Below are 17976 nucleotides of genomic sequence, written 5' to 3' on the forward strand. Positions count from 1 at the left end.
GTGCCGGGCGGCCCCTGCGCTGGGGGGTTAGGGTCAGGGGGATTTTTTGGTGGGGGGTGCTTATTGCAGCACTCATCGCCCCCCCCGCCGGCGGGGGGGGGGGGGGGGTGGGCGGCGGAGTGCGATCGCTCACCAGTTCGGATGAGATCGCTCAACTGTTCGACTGCCGGGGTCGATGTTGGGGGAGTAGCGACCTGCGAGCGAAGGCGGTGCGGACGATGAACTCCTGCGGTTTCCCGATCGGCGGGCGGACCACGGCGGCCCGGGGCCGGTCAGTAGTACCAGGGGAACGGCGTCCAGTCCGGGTCCCGGCGCTCCAGGAACGAGTCCCTGCCCTCGACGGCCTCGTCGGTCATGTAGGCCAGCCGGGTGGTCTCACCGGCGAACAACTGCTGTCCGACCAGGCCGTCGTCGATCGCGTTGAACGCGTACTTCAGCATGCGCTGCGCGGTGGGCGACTTGCCGTTGATCTCCCGTGCCCACTGCAGGGCGGTCGCCTCCAGTTCCGCGTGCGGCACGACCTCGTTGACCATCCCCATCCGGTGCGCCTGCTCGGCGTCGTAGGCGCGGCCGAGGGCGAAGATCTCGCGGGCGAACTTCTGCCCGACCTGCCGGGCGAGGTAGGCGCTGCCGAAGCCGCCGTCGAAGCTGCCGACGTCGGCGTCGGTCTGCTTGAAGCGGGCGTGCTCGGCGCTGGCGAGGGTGAGGTCGCACACCACGTGCAGGCTGTGCCCGCCCCCGGCGGCCCAGCCCGGCACGACCGCGACCACCAGCTTCGGCATGAACCGGATCAGCCGCTGCACCTCGAGGATGTGCAGCCGGCCGGCCCGCGCGGGGTCCACGGTCTCGGCGGTCTCACCGGCGGCGTACTGGTAGCCGGAACGGCCGCGGATCCGCTGGTCCCCGCCGGAGCAGAACGCCCAGCCGCCGTCCTTCGGCGAGGGCCCGTTCCCGGTCAGCAGGACGCAGCCGACATCGCTGCTCATCCGGGCGTGGTCGAGCGCGCGGTACAGCTCGTCGACGGTGTGCGGGCGGAAGGCGTTGCGCACCTCGGGGCGGTCGAAGGCGACGCGCACGGTGCCGCGCCCGGGACCGTCCTCCACGCACCGGTGGTACGTGATGTCGGTGAAGTCGAACCCGCTGACGGGTTCCCACGCGGCCGGGTCGAACAGCTCGGAGACAGGCGAGTTCAGCACGCCTGGGACAATAGGTGCCGCCTCGGCGTGATGAACACCAGGAGGGCGCCGACCGGTGTGAGCGGCTGCACTTCGCTCGTCCGGGGGGCCACCGGGTCGAAGGGGCTCGGCGGTTGCGGCGACACTGGAAGCGGTCGGCAGGCAGCGTGCGAGGGAGTCCGGGGTGATGGGTTGAATCCGTCCACGGCACAGGCCGAGGTCATTGTCGACGAGCTGATCCGCAACCAGGTCCGGCACGTGGTGCTCTCCCCGGGGTCGCGCAACGCGCCGCTCTCGTTCGCGCTGCACCGCGCCGCGCAGGAGCGCCGGATCCGGTTGCACGTCCGCATCGACGAGCGCAGCGCCGGATTCCTGGCCCTGGGGATCGCGGCGCGCAGCGGTCGGCCGGTGGTGGTGGCCGGGACCTCGGGCACCGCTGCGGCGAACCTGCACCCGGCGGTCAGCGAGGCGGCGCAGGCGGGCATCCCGCTGATCGTGCTCACCGCGGACCGCCCGCCGGAGCTGCGCGCGGCCGGGGCCAACCAGACCATCGACCAGCACCGGATGTTCGGACCGCAGGTGCGGATGTTCGACGAGCTCGGCGTGGCCGAGAACCGGCCCGGGCAGCAGGCGTACTGGCGCAGCCAGGTCTGCCGCGCCTGGCACGCCTCGCTCGGGTCGGCCCGCTCCGGACCGGTGCACCTGAACCTGCCGTTCCGCGAACCGCTGGTGCCCACCGGGGACACCACGTGGTGCGAGCCGCTGTCCGGGCGCGACGACGGGGCGCCGTGGATCGAGATCTGCGGCGACGGCGCCCACCCGAGCAGCCTGCACGCGCCGGCCGCCCGGCGGGGACTGGTGCTCGCCGCGGACGGCAGCGCCGACGCCGCGGGGGAGTGGGGCGAGCGGTACGGCTGGCCCGTCGTCTCCGAGACCGGCGGGGTCGGGCTCGCCGGTGGTGCGGCCATCAGCACCGGGATGTGGTTGCTGAACCAGCCCGAGTTCGTGCGCGAGCACCGCCCCGAGCAGGTGCTCTGCGTCGGCAGGCCGACCGTGTTCCGCCAGGTGCAGTCGCTGCTGACCGACGCCGGGGTGGAGGTGCTGCTGGCGCACGGCGGGGACGTGGACTGGCCGTCGCCGGGGCACGCGGTGCGCGAGATCGCGCACACCTTCGGCGCCGGGCCCGTCCGCGAGGCCGACCCGCACTGGCTCACCGCCTGGCAGCAGGCCGACCACAAGGTCGCCGCCGCGCTGCACGCGGCGCTGGACCTGGAGCGCTGGCCGAACGGGCCGGTGCTCGCCCGCGACCTGGTCGACGAACTGCCGGAGCGGTCGTTGCTGGTGCTCGGTTCGTCGAACCCGAGCCGGGACGTGGCGCTGGCCGCACGACACCGGCCGGACGTGGCGGTGCACCGCAACCGCGGGGTGGCGGGGATCGACGGCACGGTGTCCACCGCGATCGGCGCGGCGCTGGCGCACGACGGACCGACCTACGCGCTGCTGGGCGACCTCACGTTCCTGCACGACGGCAACGGCCTGCTGCTGGGGCCGCAGGAGCAGCGCCCGGACCTCACCATCGTGGTGCTCAACGACGACGGCGGCGGCATCTTCTCGCTGCTGGAGCAGGGCGGCCCGGAGCACCGCGACTCGTTCGAGCGGGTCTTCGGCACCCCGCACGGCACCGACCTCGCGCAGCTGTGCGCGGCGCACGGCGTGGAGCACGTGCGGGTGCGGCAGCGCTCGGAGTTCCCGGCGGCGCTGCACGGGCCACCGGGGCTGCGGGTGGTGGAGATCCAGGCCGACCGCTCGCAGACCAGGAGCCTGCACGCGCGGTTGCAGGCCGCGGTGCACTCGGCGCTGCTCGGCTGACCCGTTCGGGGCCGTTCGCGGTCCGGTATCCGCTCCGGAACCGGTGCCCGGTCGCGATCGGTACACCCGCGATCCGGTGCCTCCCGGCCCGGTACCCGCTGCGGTCCCGTGCCCGCTGTGGGCGCGACACCGCCCCCGGCCTCGCACGGGCACTTCTGGACCGGTTCCTCCCACCTGGTGAGAGGGCGCGGGAGTGCTTCCGGCCACCGGTCGACCGCGCGGAACCTGCCGGGTCTCGGGCCCGGGCTCGGCTGCTCGCCGAACACTCGCACCCCCGATGAGCTGGGCGGGAGCCGCGCGGGCGGGGTCCGGCCACCACCCGTCGGGCGGGCGGCTGGGACGAAAGCCGGCGCCGGCTGCGCGCCGTTCACCCAGAACTGGTGAAAAGCCCCGCGTTCGGGTGCTCGCGCCGCCCTGATCACGTTCGTACGCTGCTGGAAAACAGCTGATCTTGCCGGAGGTGCTCTGTGTTCAAGCGAACCGGTCTGCGGGCGGCGGTGGCCGCGTGCTGCGCGGCGGCCTTCGTGGCGACCCCCGCCTTCGCCGGAGCCGGCAGTCCCGGCGCGCCCGGCGCGGGCGACCCGTACTTCCCCGAGTACGGCAACGGCGGCTACGACGTGGCGCACTACGACGTGCGGCTGCGCTACGAACCGAAGGACGACCACCTCGCCGGGACCACGACGATCGTGGCGAACCCGACCCAGGACCTCACCGCGTTCAACCTGGACTTCGCACTGCCGGTGAAGTCGATCCGGGTCAACGGCGCCCCGTCGACCTTCGAGCAGCGGGGCACCGAGCTCACCGTCACCCCGCCCGAGGAGCTGCCCGCCGGGCGCCAGTCCACGTTCGTCGTCGAGTACGAGGGCGTGCCGTCCGCCGTCGAGGTCGACGGCCTCAACCCGTGGATCCGCACCGCCGACGGCGCCCTCGCAGTCGGCGAACCGGAGATCTCCGCGTGGTGGTTCCCCGGCAACGACCACCCGCGGGACAAGGCCACCTTCGACATCGCCGTGGACGTGCCGGAAGGCACCGAGGTGCTGTCGAACGGCGTGAACACCGACACCTCCACGCTGGCCGGCCGGACCACCTGGAAGTGGCGGACCACCAAGCCGACCGCGACGTACCTGGCTTTCCTCGGCATCGGGCAGTACGAGATCAACACCAAGCCCGGCGCTTTCGGCCAGCCCTTCGTCACCGCCTACGCCGACGGGCTCGGCGACGTCGAAGGCGCGGCCAAGGCCAGCGTCGAACGCACCCCGGAAGTGCTGGAATTCCTCTCCGGGCTGCTCGGCGAGTACCCGTTCGAGGCCCAGGGCGGCGTGGTCCCGGCAGAAGGCCTCAGCTTCGCGCTGGAGAACCAGACCCGGCCGACCTACAGCCCCAAGTTCTTCGCGAAGGGCGCGAACACGTCCGTCGTCGTGCACGAGAACGCCCACCAGTGGTTCGGCGACTCCGTGTCCGTCGACACCTGGCGCGACATCTGGCTGAACGAGGGCTTCGCCAGCTACGCCGAGTGGCTGTGGTCGGAGCAGCAGGGCACCGGCACCGCGCAGGAGCTGTTCGACCACTACTACTCCTCGCTGCCCGCCGACGACCCGTTCTGGCAGATCGCCCCCGGTGAACCCGGGCCGGAGAACATCTTCAGCGACGCCGTCTACGACCGCGGGGCGCTCACCGTGCACGCGCTGAGCAACGTCATCGGCCCGGACGCGCTGCTCGACGTGGTGCGCACCTGGGTGCAGGACAACCGGTACTCCACCGGCACCGTGGAGGAGTTCATCGAGCTGGCCGAGCAGCGCTCCGGCCGACAGCTCGACGAGTTCTTCCAGAACTGGCTGTTCACCCCCGGCAAGCCCGCGGCCACCCCGGAGAACGGGATCCCGGCCTCGGCGACCAGGGCAGCGGTGGTGCCGCCGAAGTCGGTCGCCGAGATCGACGCGACCCACGCGCTCGTGCACGACCACCACTGATCGTGTGACGGCGCAGGCCGGCCGGGACGGGTCGGGCGGCGGAACCTAGCGGTCCGCCGCCCGAGCCACCCGGGCCGGCCGTCAGTCGTCGGCGAGCGCGTCTCGGATCGGCCGGAGCTTCGCCGCCGCCTCCAGCACCTCCGCGTCCGGATCGGACCCGGCGACGATGCCGCACCCGGCGAACAGCCGGGCCCGGCGGCCCCCGGTCGCGCCGTCCGCGGTCTCCAGCTGCGCGCAGCGCAGCGCGATGCCGAGCTCCCCGTTGCCGGCGCCGTCGACCCAGCCGACCGGGCCGCTGTAGCGGCCGCGGTCCATGGCCTCCAGGCGCTCGATCAGCCGCACCGCGGCGGGAGTCGGCGTGCCCCCGACGGCCGCGCTCGGGTGCACCGCGGCGGCCAGCCGCAGCAGCGCCGCGACCCCGTTGTCCGCGGCGTGCTCGTGCAATTCACCCGTGATGTGCGAGGCCAGGTGCAACACGTTGCGCAGCCGGAGCACCTCGGGGTGCTCCGGGACCGACAGGGCCGCGCAGAACGGGCGCAGTTCCGCGGCCAGCGACTCGGCGGCGAACGCGTGCTCGGAGAGGTCCTTCACCGAGGCCAGCAGGCCGGACGCCAGCTCGTCGGCGCCGACCCCGGGCCGCGGCCAGCTCGTCCCGGCCAGCACCCGGGACCGGACGTGCCGCCCGGTGCGCTCCAGCAGCAGCTCCGGCGTCGCCCCGACCAGCCCGTCCACCGCGAAGGTCCAGCACCCCGGGTAGCGCGCGGCGAGGTTGCGCAGCAGGTAGCGGGCGTCCAGCGGCTCCGCCGCGGTGGCGAGCAGGTCGTGCGCCAGCACCACCTTGCGCACCCCGTCCGGATCGCCGGCCCCGGCCGGTTCCAGGATCCGCACCGCCTCCGCCACCGACCGCCGGTAGTCCGCCGCCGACACCGCGCCCGGCTCGTACCGCACCGCGCCGGGCTCGCGAACCGGCCGGACCGGTCGCCGGGCCGGATCGCCGACGGTGGTGATCCAGCGGACGCCGTCCCGGCAGCCCACCACGACCTCCGGCACCACCACGACCGAGTCCCCCGGCCGGTCCGCGAACGCGAAGCTGGTGAACGCGACCGGGCCGCTGCCCGGCAGCCGCACCTCGTCCCGCACGTCCGCGGCCGCGCACAGCGCGTGCCACCACTCGTCGGCGGCGGCGAACCGCTCCGGCCCGGACGTCGTCAACCGCGCCGCGCAGCCCCAGCCGACCAGACCCGCCCCGTCGCGCACCCAGCTCAGCGGGGCCTCGTCCGGCAGCAGCTCCAGCAGCGGCGCGGTGCGCCGGGGGTCGTCGTCGGGGAGCACCGAGGTGCGGACGGTCAGCGGAGTCGGGGAGGGCGCCACGCGACGAGCCTAGGTGCGGCGGCCCGTGGTGGTCACCGCGCGGCTCCTACAATCGGCGATCGTGGCGAGCGAACAGGAGTTCCCGGGCGAGTCCGAGCAGACCGCGGAGAGCGGTCCGGGCACCCGGTGGCCAGCGCGGCGCATCCGCCGCACCGCCGCCCGCGGCGTCCTGGTACTCGGCGTGCTGCTGACCGTGCTGGGCCTGTCCGTGATCGGCGCTTGCGCGATCGACGACCGGACCATCACCGAGTCCCGCGGCGACGGGGTGGCCGAAGTGGTCAGCACGTCGCTGACCCGCACCGTCATCCGCTTCACCACGCCCGAAGGCCGGGTGCACATCCCGCAGGACGGCGTGCTGTACCCCGGCGGCCTGCAGCAGGGCCAGTTCGTCCGCGTCGAGTACGACACCCGCAACCCCGACCTGGTCCGGGTGGCCGGGCGCGGCATGGTGCTGTCGCTGCTGCCGGTCGCGGCGTCCCTCGCCGGGACGTGGCTGGTCCTCGGCGCCGCGCACTGGTTGCTGCGCCGGGAGCGCCCGGCCGCGGCCTGAACCGGGAATTCCGCCCCTTCCGCTCCGCCCGGCACCGCGGTCACAGTGGGCCCGGGTGATCCCGCCGCGGCGGGTGGTCCCACGAGTGGTCTCGCGACCAGCGGTCCAGCCCGCACTCCGGTGCGGCCCCCGCGAGGTGGGTGAGCGCGTATGGGCACGGTGAACTTCGGAACCGGCGGGCGACCGCCGCGTCCTTCCGCAGGTGGTCCCGAGTGGTGGCCCGCGGCGGCGGTCGAGCCGGGAGGACCGGGCCGGTCGGCGCCGGAGTCGTACCGGCCGGACTGGGTCCTCGCGGCTCCCGTCACCGCGGCGGTGACCCGGACCGTCCCGGCCGGGGCGGATCCGGCCGATCTCGCCGGGTACTGCTTGATGCTGGGCGACGACGCGCTGCTGCTGGCGCACCGCCTGTCCGGCTGGGGGGTGCGCGGGCCGGACCTGGAGGAGGGCGCCGCGCTGGCCGCGATCACGGCGGACCTGCTCGGCCAGGCGCGGGCGCTGCTGGAGCGGGCCGCGGAGCTGGAGGGCGCGGGCCGGGACGCGGACCTGCTGGCCTACCACCGCGACAGCGGGGACTTCCGCAACGTGCGGCTCGCCGAGATCGATTGCGGGCCGGGGCCCGGTGGTGACTTCGCGACCAGCACGGCCCGGTTGCTGCTGTTCGCGGCCTGGCGGCACGCGGTGTTCGCCCGGCTCGCCGCGACCCGCGATCCGGTGCTCTCGGCGATCGCGGCGCGCACCTGGCGGGTGCTGCTGCGGCACCGCGAGCACGCCGAGCAGTGGATGATCCGGCTCGGGGACCGCGCTCCCGAGTCGCGGCTGCGGATGCAGGAGGCGTTGCACCGGGTGTGGCCGCTGTCGGGGGAGCTGTTCGCGGTGCACCCGGTGGAGCGCAGGCTCGCCGAGGCCGGGTGCGCGGTGCGTCCGGACGCGGTGCGCGGTGAGGTCGCCGCGGCGTTGGACGAGGCGGCGTCGGTCGCCCGGCTGGAGCTGCCGCCCCTCGGCGAAGCACCGCCGGAGGGCACCGGTGGGCGGTGGGGCGCGCACACCGAGTCGATGCCGTTCGTCGTCGCCGACATGCAGTACCTGGTGCGCGCCGACCCGGTCGAGCCGTGATCGTTCCGTTTCCGCGGTTGAGTACTTTCCCCGAGGCCCCGCGCCGACCCGGCGGGCAAGGTGGGTGTGATGCCGGGACGAACCCGGTGGGTCCGCCGGATCGCCTTGGGGGCGAGCGCTGGTCCGACGGGAACCGAGCGGAAGGCGCGGCTGGAGATGAACGGTTTCTGGTGGGCAGTGCTGGCGGGAACGGTCGCGGGATCCCTGGGCGCCGCGGTCACCCTGCTGGCGTGGGCCGGGCCGTGGACGCGACGTGCTCGCCCCGAGGTGCCGGAGCCCGCACCGGCGGCTCCGCAGGAGCGGACGGCGCCGCCGCGGGGGTTCGGCGAACCGGGCCACGTGGACGGCTGGGTGCGCGACCTGCACCGCTGCGAGCAGGCGGTGGCGCGCGCCCGGCGCGCGGTGGAGTCGGTGTCCTCGGCGCGGGCGCGGGAGGCGCTGCTGGTGGTGGTCCGCCGGATGGACGCGGAGCTGCCGAGCGTGCAGGCGCTCGTCGAGGTGGGCCGCGGCTCGGACCTGGATCCGAGGTCGGCGGACCGGCGGGACCAGGAGGTGCTGCGGCGGGTGCGGGACCAGGTCGCCGAGGCCGCCGCGCGCTTCGCATCGATCACCGAGGACGTGCTGCACGTGGTGGTCGACCTGGTCGCGGCGCCGGATCTGCCGCGGGTGCACCACGAGGTGGCGGTCCTGCGCGACCGGTTCCCGCTGCTGCACCCGATGTCCGAGGTGTTCGCCCGCGAGGACGCCCCGCCGCCCGCGCTCGCCGCTCCCTGACAGCGCGACCCGCGCCGCGGGTGACCGCGCCCGGCCGGTCACGGCGTCGCTCGGCGCCACCAGTCGAGGACGTCCCCGGCGACGGCGGGTCCGGCCACGAGCAGCCCGCCGACGGGCAGCGTCGCCGGGCGCCCACCGCGGTCCAGCACCGCGGCCCCCGATTCGACGGCCAGCGCCAGCGCACCCGCGACGTCCCACTCCTCGTACGAGTCCAGCACGGCCGCGATGGCGTGCCCCAGCGCGACCTGCGCGATCGCCAGCGCCGGTGATCCCAGCAGCCGCACGCCCACCTGCGCCCGGGCCGCGTTGCTGATGAACCGGTCCATGCCGGGCCACGGGCCGCTGCGGGTCAGCTCGGTGCAGACGATTCCGGCGCGGGTCTCGGCCTGGTCGGCGAGCCGCACCGGCACCCCGTTGGCGCGCATCCCGCGGTCCCGGGCCGCCGCGTAGATCTGGGACCGGTACGGGTCGGCGACGACGCCGACCAGCGGCCCGCGTTCGTCGAGCATCGCGAGGCTGTAGGCGCACCACGGCAGCCCGGCCACGTAGTTCGCGGTGCCGTCCACCGGGTCCACCGACCAGCGGAACCGGGACGAACCGGAGCGGGCGGTGAGCTGGTCGGCGACGGAGGTGGACCAGCCGGGAGCGGAGTCGAACTCCTCGCCGAACACCGGCACTCCCGGGAACTCGTCGCCGAGCACCCGCCGGGTGTGCCGTTCCAGGGTGCGCCCGGTGTCGGTCACCCAGTCGAAGGGCGATTCGGTGGCCGCCGGGCGGGCCCCGCGTCCCGCGGTGGCGGTGATGACGTCGGCGGCGTCGTTCGCGAGCCGCCCGGCCACTTCCAGCGCGCGGGAGACCAAGCCGGGTTCGATGTGGTGCGAGGGCTCCGAGGGAAGGACCGTCATGCCGCTCCAGGGTCGACACCCGCGGTGTATGCGGGGCTGCGCCCAGGTGGACACCAGACGAGCGGCGGTCGTCCGGGCGGGGTCGGGCGGCGCCGCACGGGGCAGTTGGGGTGCTCTTCGGCGGCTGTTCCGGGATGCGTCACGTGGGGGTCGTCTGGGCGCCGGAGCGGGGCGGGACGGTGTCGCTCGTGCGGATCGCCATCGTGTCGGAGAGTTTCCTGCCGCAGGTCAACGGGGTCACGAACTCGGTGCTGCGGGTGCTGGAGCACCTGCGCCGCCGCGGTGACCAGGCACTCGTGATCGCCCCGGGCGCGGGTCCCGACGAGCACGAGGGCACGCCGGTGGTGCGGCTGCCCGCCGTGGACATCCCGGTGGTGTCCTCGCTGCCGATCGGGTTCCCCACCCGCCGGTTGCTGCAGGGCTTGGCGGACTTCGGGCCGGACGTGGTGCACCTGGCCTCGCCGTTCGTGGTGGGGGCGCGGGGGCTGGCGGCGGCGCGGAAGCTGGGCGTGCCGACGGTCGCGGTGTACCAGACGGACGTGGCCGGGTTCGCGGAGTCGTACGGGCTGGGGTTGACCGCGCGCGCCGCGTGGCGCTGGACGCGGCGGCTGCACAGCGCCGCCGACCGCACGCTGGCCCCGTCCACCTGGGCGGCGGAAGCGCTGCGCGAGCACGGCATCCCGCGGGTGCACCGCTGGGGCCGCGGGGTGGACACGGCCCGGTTCCACCCGGGGAAGCGGGACGAGCGGCTGCGCGCCGAGCTCGCCCCGGGCGGGGAGCTGCTGATCGGGTACGTCGGCAGGCTCGCCCCGGAGAAGCACGTGGAGCGCCTCGCGGCGCTGGACGGCGTGCCCGGGGTGCGGGTGGTGGTGGTCGGCGACGGCCCGCAGCGGGAGCAGCTGGCCGCGCAGCTGCCGGGCGCCGCGTTCCTCGGCCTGCGCACCGGCGAGGAGCTCGCCCGGATCTACGCGAGCCTGGACGTGTTCGTGCACACCGGCCCGTACGAGACGTTCTGCCAGTCCGTGCAGGAGGCGATGGCCAGCGGGGTCCCCGCGCTCGCCCCGGACGCGGGCGGCCCGCGGGACCTGGTGCTGCCGGGCCGCACCGGCCACCTGCTGCCGCCGCACGACGCGGACGCGCACGCCCGGCGGCTGCGCGCGGCGGTGGCGGAGCTGCGGGACCCGGCGCTGCGGGCGAGGTTCGGCGCGGCCGCCCGCGACTCGGTGGCCCAGCGCACCTGGCCCGCCCTGTGCGAGCAGTTGATCGGCCACTACGCGGAGGTCATCGGCCGCCCGCAGGACGACCGGCTGGCCGCCTGAGCGCCCGCTGCACGTAAGCTGCCGACGTGTCTCGCGCCGGTTTGGACAAGGATCCGCACGCGGTCGCCGCGATGTTCGACGGCGTCGCGAAGCGCTACGACCTGACGAACACCGTGATGTCGTTCGGGCAGGACCGGCGCTGGCGGCAGATCACCCGGCAGGCGCTGGACCCGCGGCCGCACGAGCGCATCCTGGACCTGGCCGCGGGCAGCGGCGTGTCCACCGCGGAGCTGGCGAAGTCCGGCGCGTGGTGCGTGGCCGCGGACTTCTCGCTGGGCATGCTGTCGGTGGGCCGGGACCGCGGGCTCCCGATGGTGGCGGCCGACGCGCTGCGGCTGCCGTTCGCGGACGCCTCCTTCGACGCGGCGACGATCTCGTTCGGGCTGCGCAACGTGGTGGACACGGTGGCGGGCCTGCGCGAGATGGCGCGGGTGGTGCGCCCCGGCGGGCGGCTCGTGGTGTGCGAGTTCTCCACCCCCACCTGGGAGCCGTTCCGCACCGTCTACATGAACTACGTGATGCGCGCGCTGCCGCCGATCGCCCGCGCGGTGTCCTCGAACCCGGACGCGTACGTGTACCTGGCGGAGTCGATCCGCTCCTGGCCGGACCAGCGGGCGCTGGCCGCGAAGATCGGCGAGGCCGGCTGGTCGAAGGTGGCGTGGCGCGACCTGATGGGCGGCGCCGTCGCCGTGCACCGCGCTTTCAAGGCCTGAGTCCGGCGCTCCCTTCGAGCTGCGCTCGGGTGGCGGAACCTCAGCTGGCCCCTCGCTGCGGGATCGATTTCACCGGTGGCTCCGCCACAGGAGAAATCGTTGTCCTCGCGAGGAAGCAGCTGAGAACCCGCGGGTGGCCCGGTTGCTCTGGTGGTCGGCAGCTCATCGGCTTCGCCGCTGACAGGCAACGGCCAAGACCCGCTGGGCGGGTAGTGGGCCTTCGCGTGTTCTGAACCTCCGGAGCGCGCATCCTCCGCGTTCGGTGCGTTGCCCGGGAGCCGCGTCCTGGCCCGTCGTGCTGCGAGCACCCGACCGCCGCCGTCCATCGCGCCCGCCCCCTGCGCCTGCGGGCGCCGCTGAGGCCCGGGCGTGGAACCGTTCCGCACCCGGTGATCCTGGCGGCGCTGCGGCGTGCGGGTGGCCCGGTGCCCTCCGGCGCCCCGGAGATACGCCTCACCTGCGAGGACGGTCACCCGAGCGGCCTATCTCGCGGGGTCGATCGAGTGCTTCCGCAGGCCTAGACTCGGCGGAGATAGTGAACTCGTTCACAAGCGGGCGGGTTCACCGGGTCACGGCGGAACCGCTCGGGTGCGCGGCACCGGAGCGGGTGCCGGGTGCGGTCCGCGTGCCTGGCGCCGTGGCTCGACACCGCAACTGCACGGCTATCAAGGAGTGTCATGACCAGCGCCACCCCCCGACGCCGACCGAACGACGACGCCGACGTGATCGTCGTCGGTGCCGGGCCGGCCGGTTCGACGGCGGCGACGTACCTGGCTCGCGCGGGCCTCGACGTGCTGCTGCTGGAGAAGAGCGTCTTCCCCAGGGAGAAGGTGTGCGGCGACGGCATCACGCCGCGCGGCGTCAAGCAGCTGATCGACCTCGGCATCGACACCCGGGAGGAGGCCGGCTGGCTGCACAACCGGGGTCTGCGCGTGGTCGGCGGCGGCGTGAACATCGAGCTGGACTGGCCGGAGCTCGCCGACTTCCCGCCCTACGGCGTGGTCCGTCCGCGCAACGACTTCGACGACCTGCTCGCCCGCGGGGCGGAACGCGCGGGCGCCCGGATGGTGCAGCAGACCACGGTGACCGGAGCCGTCCGGAATGAGCGGACCGGCCGCATCGACGGGGTCGCCGCGAAGACCGGCCCGGACCGCCAGCCGGTGACCTACCGGGCGCCGCTGGTGCTCGGGTGCGACGGCGTGTCGGCCCGCCTGGCGTTGTCGATGGGCATCGAGAAGCGCGAGGACCGCCCGATGGGCGTGGCGGTGCGCCGCTACTACGACAGCCCGCGCAGCAAGGACGACTTCCTGGAGTCGCACCTGGAGCTGTGGGACCGGTCGACGCCCGCCGAGCCGAAGCTGATGCCGGGCTACGGCTGGATCTTCGGCATGGGCGACGGGACGGTGAACGTGGGGCTGGGCGTGCTGTCGACGTCGAAGTCCTACGGCAAGACCGACTACCGCCAGCTGTTGCGCTCCTGGCTGGACGGGACCCCGGAGGAGTGGGGTTTCCGGGAGGAGAACGCCACCGGCAAGATCGGCGGCGCCGCGCTGCCGATGGGCTTCAACCGCACGCCGCACTACCGGGACGGGCTGCTGCTCGTCGGGGACGCCGGCGGCATGGTCAACCCGTTCAACGGCGAGGGCATCGCGTACGCCATGGAATCCGCCCGGTTGGCGGCGGAGTGCGTGGTCCACGCGTACGCACGACCGGCGGGCCCTTCGCGGGAGCACGCGCTGCTCCGGTACCCGGGTGCGGTGTCCGACGCGATGGGCGGCTACTTCCGGCTCGGGAACATCTTCAGCAAGTTGATTGGCAATCCGACGGTGATGCGGATGGCCACCAAGCACGGGTTGCCGCGGCCGTTGCTGATGCGTTTCGTGTTGAAGCTGCTGGCAAATCTGTACGACGTGCGCGATGGGGACACGATGGACCGTGTGATCAGCGCCACTACTCGGCTCACCCCTAGCGCCTGACTGCTGGAGTCTGGTCAGATGGTCACGTGATTGTGTGAGAAGTCATAAAGTTAGGTTCGCCTCACTGCGGAGCGGTTACGTCCGACCGCATAGAGTGCGCACCTGACGCCGCAGACGTGACGTTCGTCTCGGCGGGGGCAGCGAAGGAGGGCGGTGCCATGGGCGAGGCAGGCGCTTCGGGCGTGCTGGACCCGTACATCCCGCTGGTGCTGATGTTCGCGCTGGCGCTGGGATTCGCGGTGTTCTCGGTGAGCATCGCGCCACTGGTCGGCCCCCGCCGCTACAACAGGGCGAAGCTCGATGCCTACGAGTGCGGGATCGAGCCTTCCCCGCAGCCGGTGATGGGCGGCGGCCGGATGCCGGTCGCCTACTACCTCACGGCGATGCTGTTCATCCTCTTCGACATCGAAATGGTCTTCCTCTACCCGTTCGCGGTCTCCGCGGACTCCCTCGGGCTGTTCGGCGTGGCCGAGGTCGTGCTGTTCATCGCGACCGTCGGATTCGCCTACGTCTACGTGTGGCGGCGCGGAGGCCTCGACTGGAACTAGGCGCCCGGGCCCGGGCGGGCCTGAGCGAGCACTGACCGTTCTCAATGGCGACAGCGGAAGGAGTGCCGAGATGGGCCTCGAAGAGCAGCTGCCCAACGGCATCCTGTTGGCCAACGTGGAGAAGCTCGTCAACTGGACCCGGAAGACCTCGATGTGGCCGGCGACCTTCGGGTTGGCCTGCTGCGCGATCGAGATGATGACGGTCGGCGGTTCCCGCTACGACATCGCCCGGTTCGGCATGGAGCGCTTCTCCGCCACCCCGCGGCAGGCCGATCTGATGATCGTCGCCGGTCGGGTGACCAACAAGATGGCCCCGGTCCTGCGGCAGATCTACGACCAGATGCCGGAGCCGCGCTGGGTGCTGGCGATGGGCGTGTGCGCTTCCACCGGGGGCATGTTCAACAACTACGCCGTGGTGCAGGGCGTGGACCACGTGGTGCCGGTGGACATGTACCTGCCGGGTTGTCCGCCGCGGCCGGAGATGCTGCTCGACGCGATCCTCAAGCTGCACGCCAAGATCATGGACGAGCCGATCAACGCCAAGCGCGCCGCGCTGCGCGCCGAGACCGGGGCTCGCACCGAACTCATCGCCTCCTCCGAGCGCTACGCGCCGAAGAACCGCTCGCAGCGCAAGCGCGCTGAGCGGCAGCAGCTGGCGCAGCGCCAGGAGATGGGCGCGGAAGGCCCGCTCGCCGTCGAGACCGACGCGCAGCGGGAGCAGACGCAGCGGCAACTCGGCGCGGGCAGGTGAGCGGCATGACCGACTCGAAGCGGACCACCCCGGACCCCGGCGAGAAGGGTTCCAGCGCGGACCGGCCCGGCGAGGGCCTCGAACCGGTGCGTTCCGGTTCGGGCGCGATCGCCGAGCCGCGGGAACCGATCGTCGCGGGACGCGAGCGGCAGGGCATGTTCGGCGTGCGCGGCAGCGGCGACACCTCCGGCTACGGCGGGCTGCGGCTGCCCGCGCACCTGCCCGCCCCGGCCGAGCGGCCGTTCGGCGGTTGGTTCGACGAGGTGGCGGACGCGCTGCTGGATTCGCTGCGCGGCAAGGGGATCGACTCGGCGGTGCAGCAGGTGACCGTGGACCGCGGGGAGATCACCTTCTACGTGGACCGCGAGCACCTGGTGGCCACCTGCTCCTCGCTGCGCGACGACCCGGCGCTGCGCTTCGAGCTGTGCAGCTCGGTGTCCGGCGTGGACTACGGGCCGGAGGTGCCGCAGCGGCTGCACTCGGTCTACCACCTGACCTCGATGACCTACCGCCGCCGCATCCGGCTGGAGGTGGCCGTCGACGTCGACGACCCGCACCTGCCGTCGGTCGTGTCCGTGTACCCGACGGCGGACTTCCAGGAGCGCGAGGCCTGGGACATGTTCGGCCTGGTCTACGACGGGCACCCCGCGCTCACCCGGATCTTGATGCCGGACGACTGGGACGGGCACCCGCAGCGCAAGGACTACCCGCTCGGCGGCATCCCCGTCGAGTACAAGGGCGCCGAGATACCGCCGCCCGACCAGCGGCGGGCCTACTCATGAGGTTCCGCGGACCGCACGGCCACGGCAGGCAGCACGCGGAGAGGTGCTGAACATGACCACCGAACCACTGACCGATCCCACCACGGACCCCGGCAGGCACGCGGCGTCGCGCGAGACGACGGAAGGCCGCGTCTACACCGTCACCGGCGGCGACTGGGACGAGTTCATCGACGAGGCGGCGGATTCCGAGCGCGTCGTCATCAACCTCGGCCCGCAGCACCCGTCCACGCACGGGGTGCTGCGGCTGGTGCTGGAACTCGAAGGCGAGACCGTCACCCAGGCCCGCTCGGTGATCGGCTACCTGCACACCGGGATCGAGAAGAACACCGAGTACCGCACCTGGACCCAGGGCGTCACCTTCGTCACGCGGATGGACTACCTGGCGCCGCTGTACAACGAGGCGGCGTACTGCCTGGGCGTGGAGAAGCTGCTCGGGGTCGAGGCGCCGACGCGGGCGCAGACCTTCCGGATCATGCTGATGGAGCTGAACCGGATCTCCTCGCACCTGGTGTTCATGGCGACCGGCGCGATGGAGCTGGGCTCCACCACCGGCATGACCTTCGGGTTCCGCGATCGCGAGGAAGTGCTGCACCTGCTGGAGTTCCTCACCGGGCTGCGGATGAACCACGCGTTCATCCGGCCGGGCGGGGTGGCCCAGGACCTCCCGGAGAACTACCGGGAGAAGGTGCTGGAGTTCATCAAGGTCATGGACAAGCGGCTGCCGGACTACGCGAAGCTGTTCTCCGGCCAGCCGATCTGGAAGCAGCGGCTCAAGGACGTCGGGTACCTGCCGCTGGACGGCTGCCTGCAGCTGGGCGTGACCGGGCCGCTGCTGCGCTCGGCGGGCATCGCCTGGGACCTGCGCAAGATCGAGCCGTACTGCGGTTACGAGAACTTCGAGTTCGAGGTGCCGACGAGCACCGACGCGGACTGCTTCGCCCGGTTCCTGCTGCGGCTGGAGGAGATCCACCAGTCGCTGAAGATCATCCGGCAGTGCCTGGACGCCTTCGAGCCCGGCCCGGTGATGGTGGACGACCCGAAGATCGCGTGGCCGGCGAAGCTGAGCATCGGGCCGGACGGCATGGGCAACTCCCTGGAGCACGTCCGCAAGATCATGGGCCAGTCGATGGAATCGCTGATCCACCACTTCAAGCTGGTCACCGAGGGCTTCGACGTGCCCCCGGGGCAGGTGTACTCGCCGGTGGAGTCGCCGCGCGGCGAGCTGGGTTACCACTTGGTCTCCGACGGCGGCACCCGGCCGATGCGGGTGCACGTGCGGGAACCGAGCTTCGTGAACCTCCAGGCGTTCCCGGCGATGGCCGAGGGCGGCCTGGTCGCGGACGTGATCGCGGCAGTGGCCTCGATCGACCCGGTGATGGGCGGGGTGGACCGATGACCGAGCAGTTCGATTTCACCACCACCGAGCACGTGCTGAGCCCGCCGGGCGCGCCGGTGTTCGGCGAGGACGTGCGCGCCGACGCGAAGCGCATCGTCGAGCGCTACCCGGAGGCGCGGTCGGCGCTGCTGCCGATGCTGCACCTCGTGCAGTCCGAGCAGGGCCACGTCAGCACCGAGGGCATCGAGTTCTGCGCCGAGCAGCTGGCGCTGTCCGCCGCCGAGGTCAGCGCGGTCGCCACCTTCTACACGATGTACAAGCGCAAGCCGTGCGGCGAGCACCTGGTCAGCGTGTGCACCAACACGCTGTGCGCCGCCCTGGGCGGCGACGCCATCTACGCGAAGGTGTCCGAGCACCTCGGCGTCGGCCACGACGAGACCTCCGGCACGCCGGGCGAACCGGGCTCGCTGACGCTGGAGCACGCCGAATGCCTCGCGGCCTGCGACCACGCCCCGGTGCTGCAGGTCGACTACGAGTACTACGACAAGCAGAGCCCGGAAGCGGCGCTGGAACTGGTGAAGTCCTTGCAGCGCGGGGAGAAGCCGGACCCGACGCGCGGCGCACCGCTCACCGACTTCCGCCGCACCGAGCGCCAGCTCGCCGGGTTCTTCGACCGGCCCGGCGCCCGGCTGGAGGACACCGTGGACGGCCCCTCGGCCGCCCCCGAGACGGTCCGCGGCGCGCACCTGGCGCAGCAGCGCGGCTGGACCGCGCCGCCGATGCCGGACGACGCGCAGATCCCGCCGCTGCCGGAGAAGGAGTGA

16 protein-coding genes are annotated in these 17976 nt (G+C 73.2%); 13 read left to right on the top strand and 3 right to left on the bottom strand.

What is annotated here, in order from left to right; genetic code table 11:
- Positions 1 to 272 precede the first annotated feature (272 nt).
- Positions 273 to 1196, bottom strand: coding sequence for a 1,4-dihydroxy-2-naphthoyl-CoA synthase (locus LCD35_RS02520; protein WP_224956957.1), 924 nt, complete (start codon positions 1194 to 1196; stop codon positions 273 to 275).
- A 171-nt stretch (positions 1197 to 1367) separates the two neighbouring features.
- On the opposite strand from LCD35_RS02520, the gene menD reads away from it, so the two are divergent.
- Both menD and LCD35_RS02530 read left to right on the top strand, forming a co-directional pair.
- Positions 1368 to 3044: a 2-succinyl-5-enolpyruvyl-6-hydroxy-3-cyclohexene-1-carboxylic-acid synthase gene (gene menD, locus LCD35_RS02525; protein ID WP_224967076.1), complete on the top strand. Its 1677-nt coding sequence runs from the start codon at positions 1368 to 1370 to the stop codon at positions 3042 to 3044.
- 467 nt (positions 3045 to 3511) lie between these two features.
- Complete coding sequence (locus LCD35_RS02530; RefSeq protein ID WP_224956955.1) at positions 3512 to 5014, top strand: M1 family metallopeptidase; 1503 nt, start codon at positions 3512 to 3514, stop codon at positions 5012 to 5014.
- Between the two features lie 81 nt (positions 5015 to 5095).
- Here the strand turns inward: LCD35_RS02530 and LCD35_RS02535 are convergent, their stop codons facing one another.
- Positions 5096 to 6385: an isochorismate synthase MenF gene (locus LCD35_RS02535; protein ID WP_224977483.1), complete on the bottom strand. Its 1290-nt coding sequence runs from the start codon at positions 6383 to 6385 to the stop codon at positions 5096 to 5098.
- A 61-nt stretch (positions 6386 to 6446) separates the two neighbouring features.
- Between LCD35_RS02535 and LCD35_RS02540 the strand changes: the two genes are divergently transcribed.
- The 3 genes from LCD35_RS02540 (at position 6447) to LCD35_RS02550 (ending at position 8822) form a co-directional block, all read left to right on the top strand.
- Entirely contained in the window at positions 6447 to 6935 is a 489-nt protein-coding gene (locus LCD35_RS02540) for a DUF3592 domain-containing protein (protein WP_224956953.1), read from the top strand.
- 150 nt (positions 6936 to 7085) lie between these two features.
- Positions 7086 to 8048 carry a 1,2-phenylacetyl-CoA epoxidase subunit PaaC gene (paaC, locus tag LCD35_RS02545; protein ID WP_224956952.1) on the top strand — a complete coding sequence of 321 codons (963 nt, stop codon included), beginning with the start codon at positions 7086 to 7088 and terminating at the stop codon, positions 8046 to 8048.
- Between the two features lie 69 nt (positions 8049 to 8117).
- Positions 8118 to 8822 carry a hypothetical protein gene (locus LCD35_RS02550; protein WP_224956950.1) on the top strand — a complete coding sequence of 235 codons (705 nt, stop codon included), beginning with the start codon at positions 8118 to 8120 and terminating at the stop codon, positions 8820 to 8822.
- A 38-nt stretch (positions 8823 to 8860) separates the two neighbouring features.
- Here LCD35_RS02550 and LCD35_RS02555 read toward each other — a convergent pair whose 3' ends face one another.
- Positions 8861 to 9727 (bottom strand): inositol monophosphatase family protein, encoded by an 867-nt coding sequence (locus tag LCD35_RS02555; RefSeq protein ID WP_224956949.1) that lies wholly within the window; start codon positions 9725 to 9727, stop codon positions 8861 to 8863.
- 203 nt (positions 9728 to 9930) lie between these two features.
- Here LCD35_RS02555 and LCD35_RS02560 point away from each other — a divergent pair, with 203 nt between their 5' ends.
- The 8 genes from LCD35_RS02560 (at position 9931) to nuoE (ending at position 17976) form a co-directional block, all read left to right on the top strand.
- The gene (locus LCD35_RS02560; protein WP_308011214.1) at positions 9931 to 11046 is read left to right on the top strand and encodes a glycosyltransferase family 1 protein; all 1116 of its coding nucleotides are present in this window, start codon (positions 9931 to 9933) and stop codon (positions 11044 to 11046) included.
- A gap of 26 nt (positions 11047 to 11072) precedes the next feature.
- Positions 11073 to 11759 carry a demethylmenaquinone methyltransferase gene (locus LCD35_RS02565; protein WP_224977481.1) on the top strand — a complete coding sequence of 229 codons (687 nt, stop codon included), beginning with the start codon at positions 11073 to 11075 and terminating at the stop codon, positions 11757 to 11759.
- Positions 11760 to 12436: 677 nt separating this feature from the next.
- Positions 12437 to 13735: a geranylgeranyl reductase family protein gene (locus tag LCD35_RS02570; RefSeq protein ID WP_224967083.1), complete on the top strand. Its 1299-nt coding sequence runs from the start codon at positions 12437 to 12439 to the stop codon at positions 13733 to 13735.
- A gap of 158 nt (positions 13736 to 13893) precedes the next feature.
- Positions 13894 to 14283 carry an NADH-quinone oxidoreductase subunit A gene (locus LCD35_RS02575; protein WP_224956945.1) on the top strand — a complete coding sequence of 130 codons (390 nt, stop codon included), beginning with the start codon at positions 13894 to 13896 and terminating at the stop codon, positions 14281 to 14283.
- A gap of 70 nt (positions 14284 to 14353) precedes the next feature.
- Positions 14354 to 15034, top strand: a complete 681-nt coding sequence (locus LCD35_RS02580; protein ID WP_224956944.1) for an NADH-quinone oxidoreductase subunit B family protein — start codon at positions 14354 to 14356, stop codon at positions 15032 to 15034.
- 5 nt (positions 15035 to 15039) lie between these two features.
- Positions 15040 to 15816 carry an NADH-quinone oxidoreductase subunit C gene (locus LCD35_RS02585; RefSeq protein ID WP_224956943.1) on the top strand — a complete coding sequence of 259 codons (777 nt, stop codon included), beginning with the start codon at positions 15040 to 15042 and terminating at the stop codon, positions 15814 to 15816.
- Between the two features lie 52 nt (positions 15817 to 15868).
- On the top strand, positions 15869 to 17212 hold the full coding sequence (locus LCD35_RS02590) for an NADH-quinone oxidoreductase subunit D (RefSeq protein WP_224956941.1): 1344 nt from the start codon (positions 15869 to 15871) through the stop codon (positions 17210 to 17212).
- Entirely contained in the window at positions 17209 to 17976 is a 768-nt protein-coding gene (gene nuoE / locus LCD35_RS02595; protein WP_224956940.1) for an NADH-quinone oxidoreductase subunit NuoE, read from the top strand. Before LCD35_RS02590 ends, nuoE begins: the two co-directional genes overlap by 4 nt.

The sequence above is a fragment of the Saccharopolyspora sp. 6V genome, from assembly GCF_020176785.1.
Classification (GTDB): domain Bacteria; phylum Actinomycetota; class Actinomycetes; order Mycobacteriales; family Pseudonocardiaceae; genus Saccharopolyspora_C; species Saccharopolyspora_C gregorii.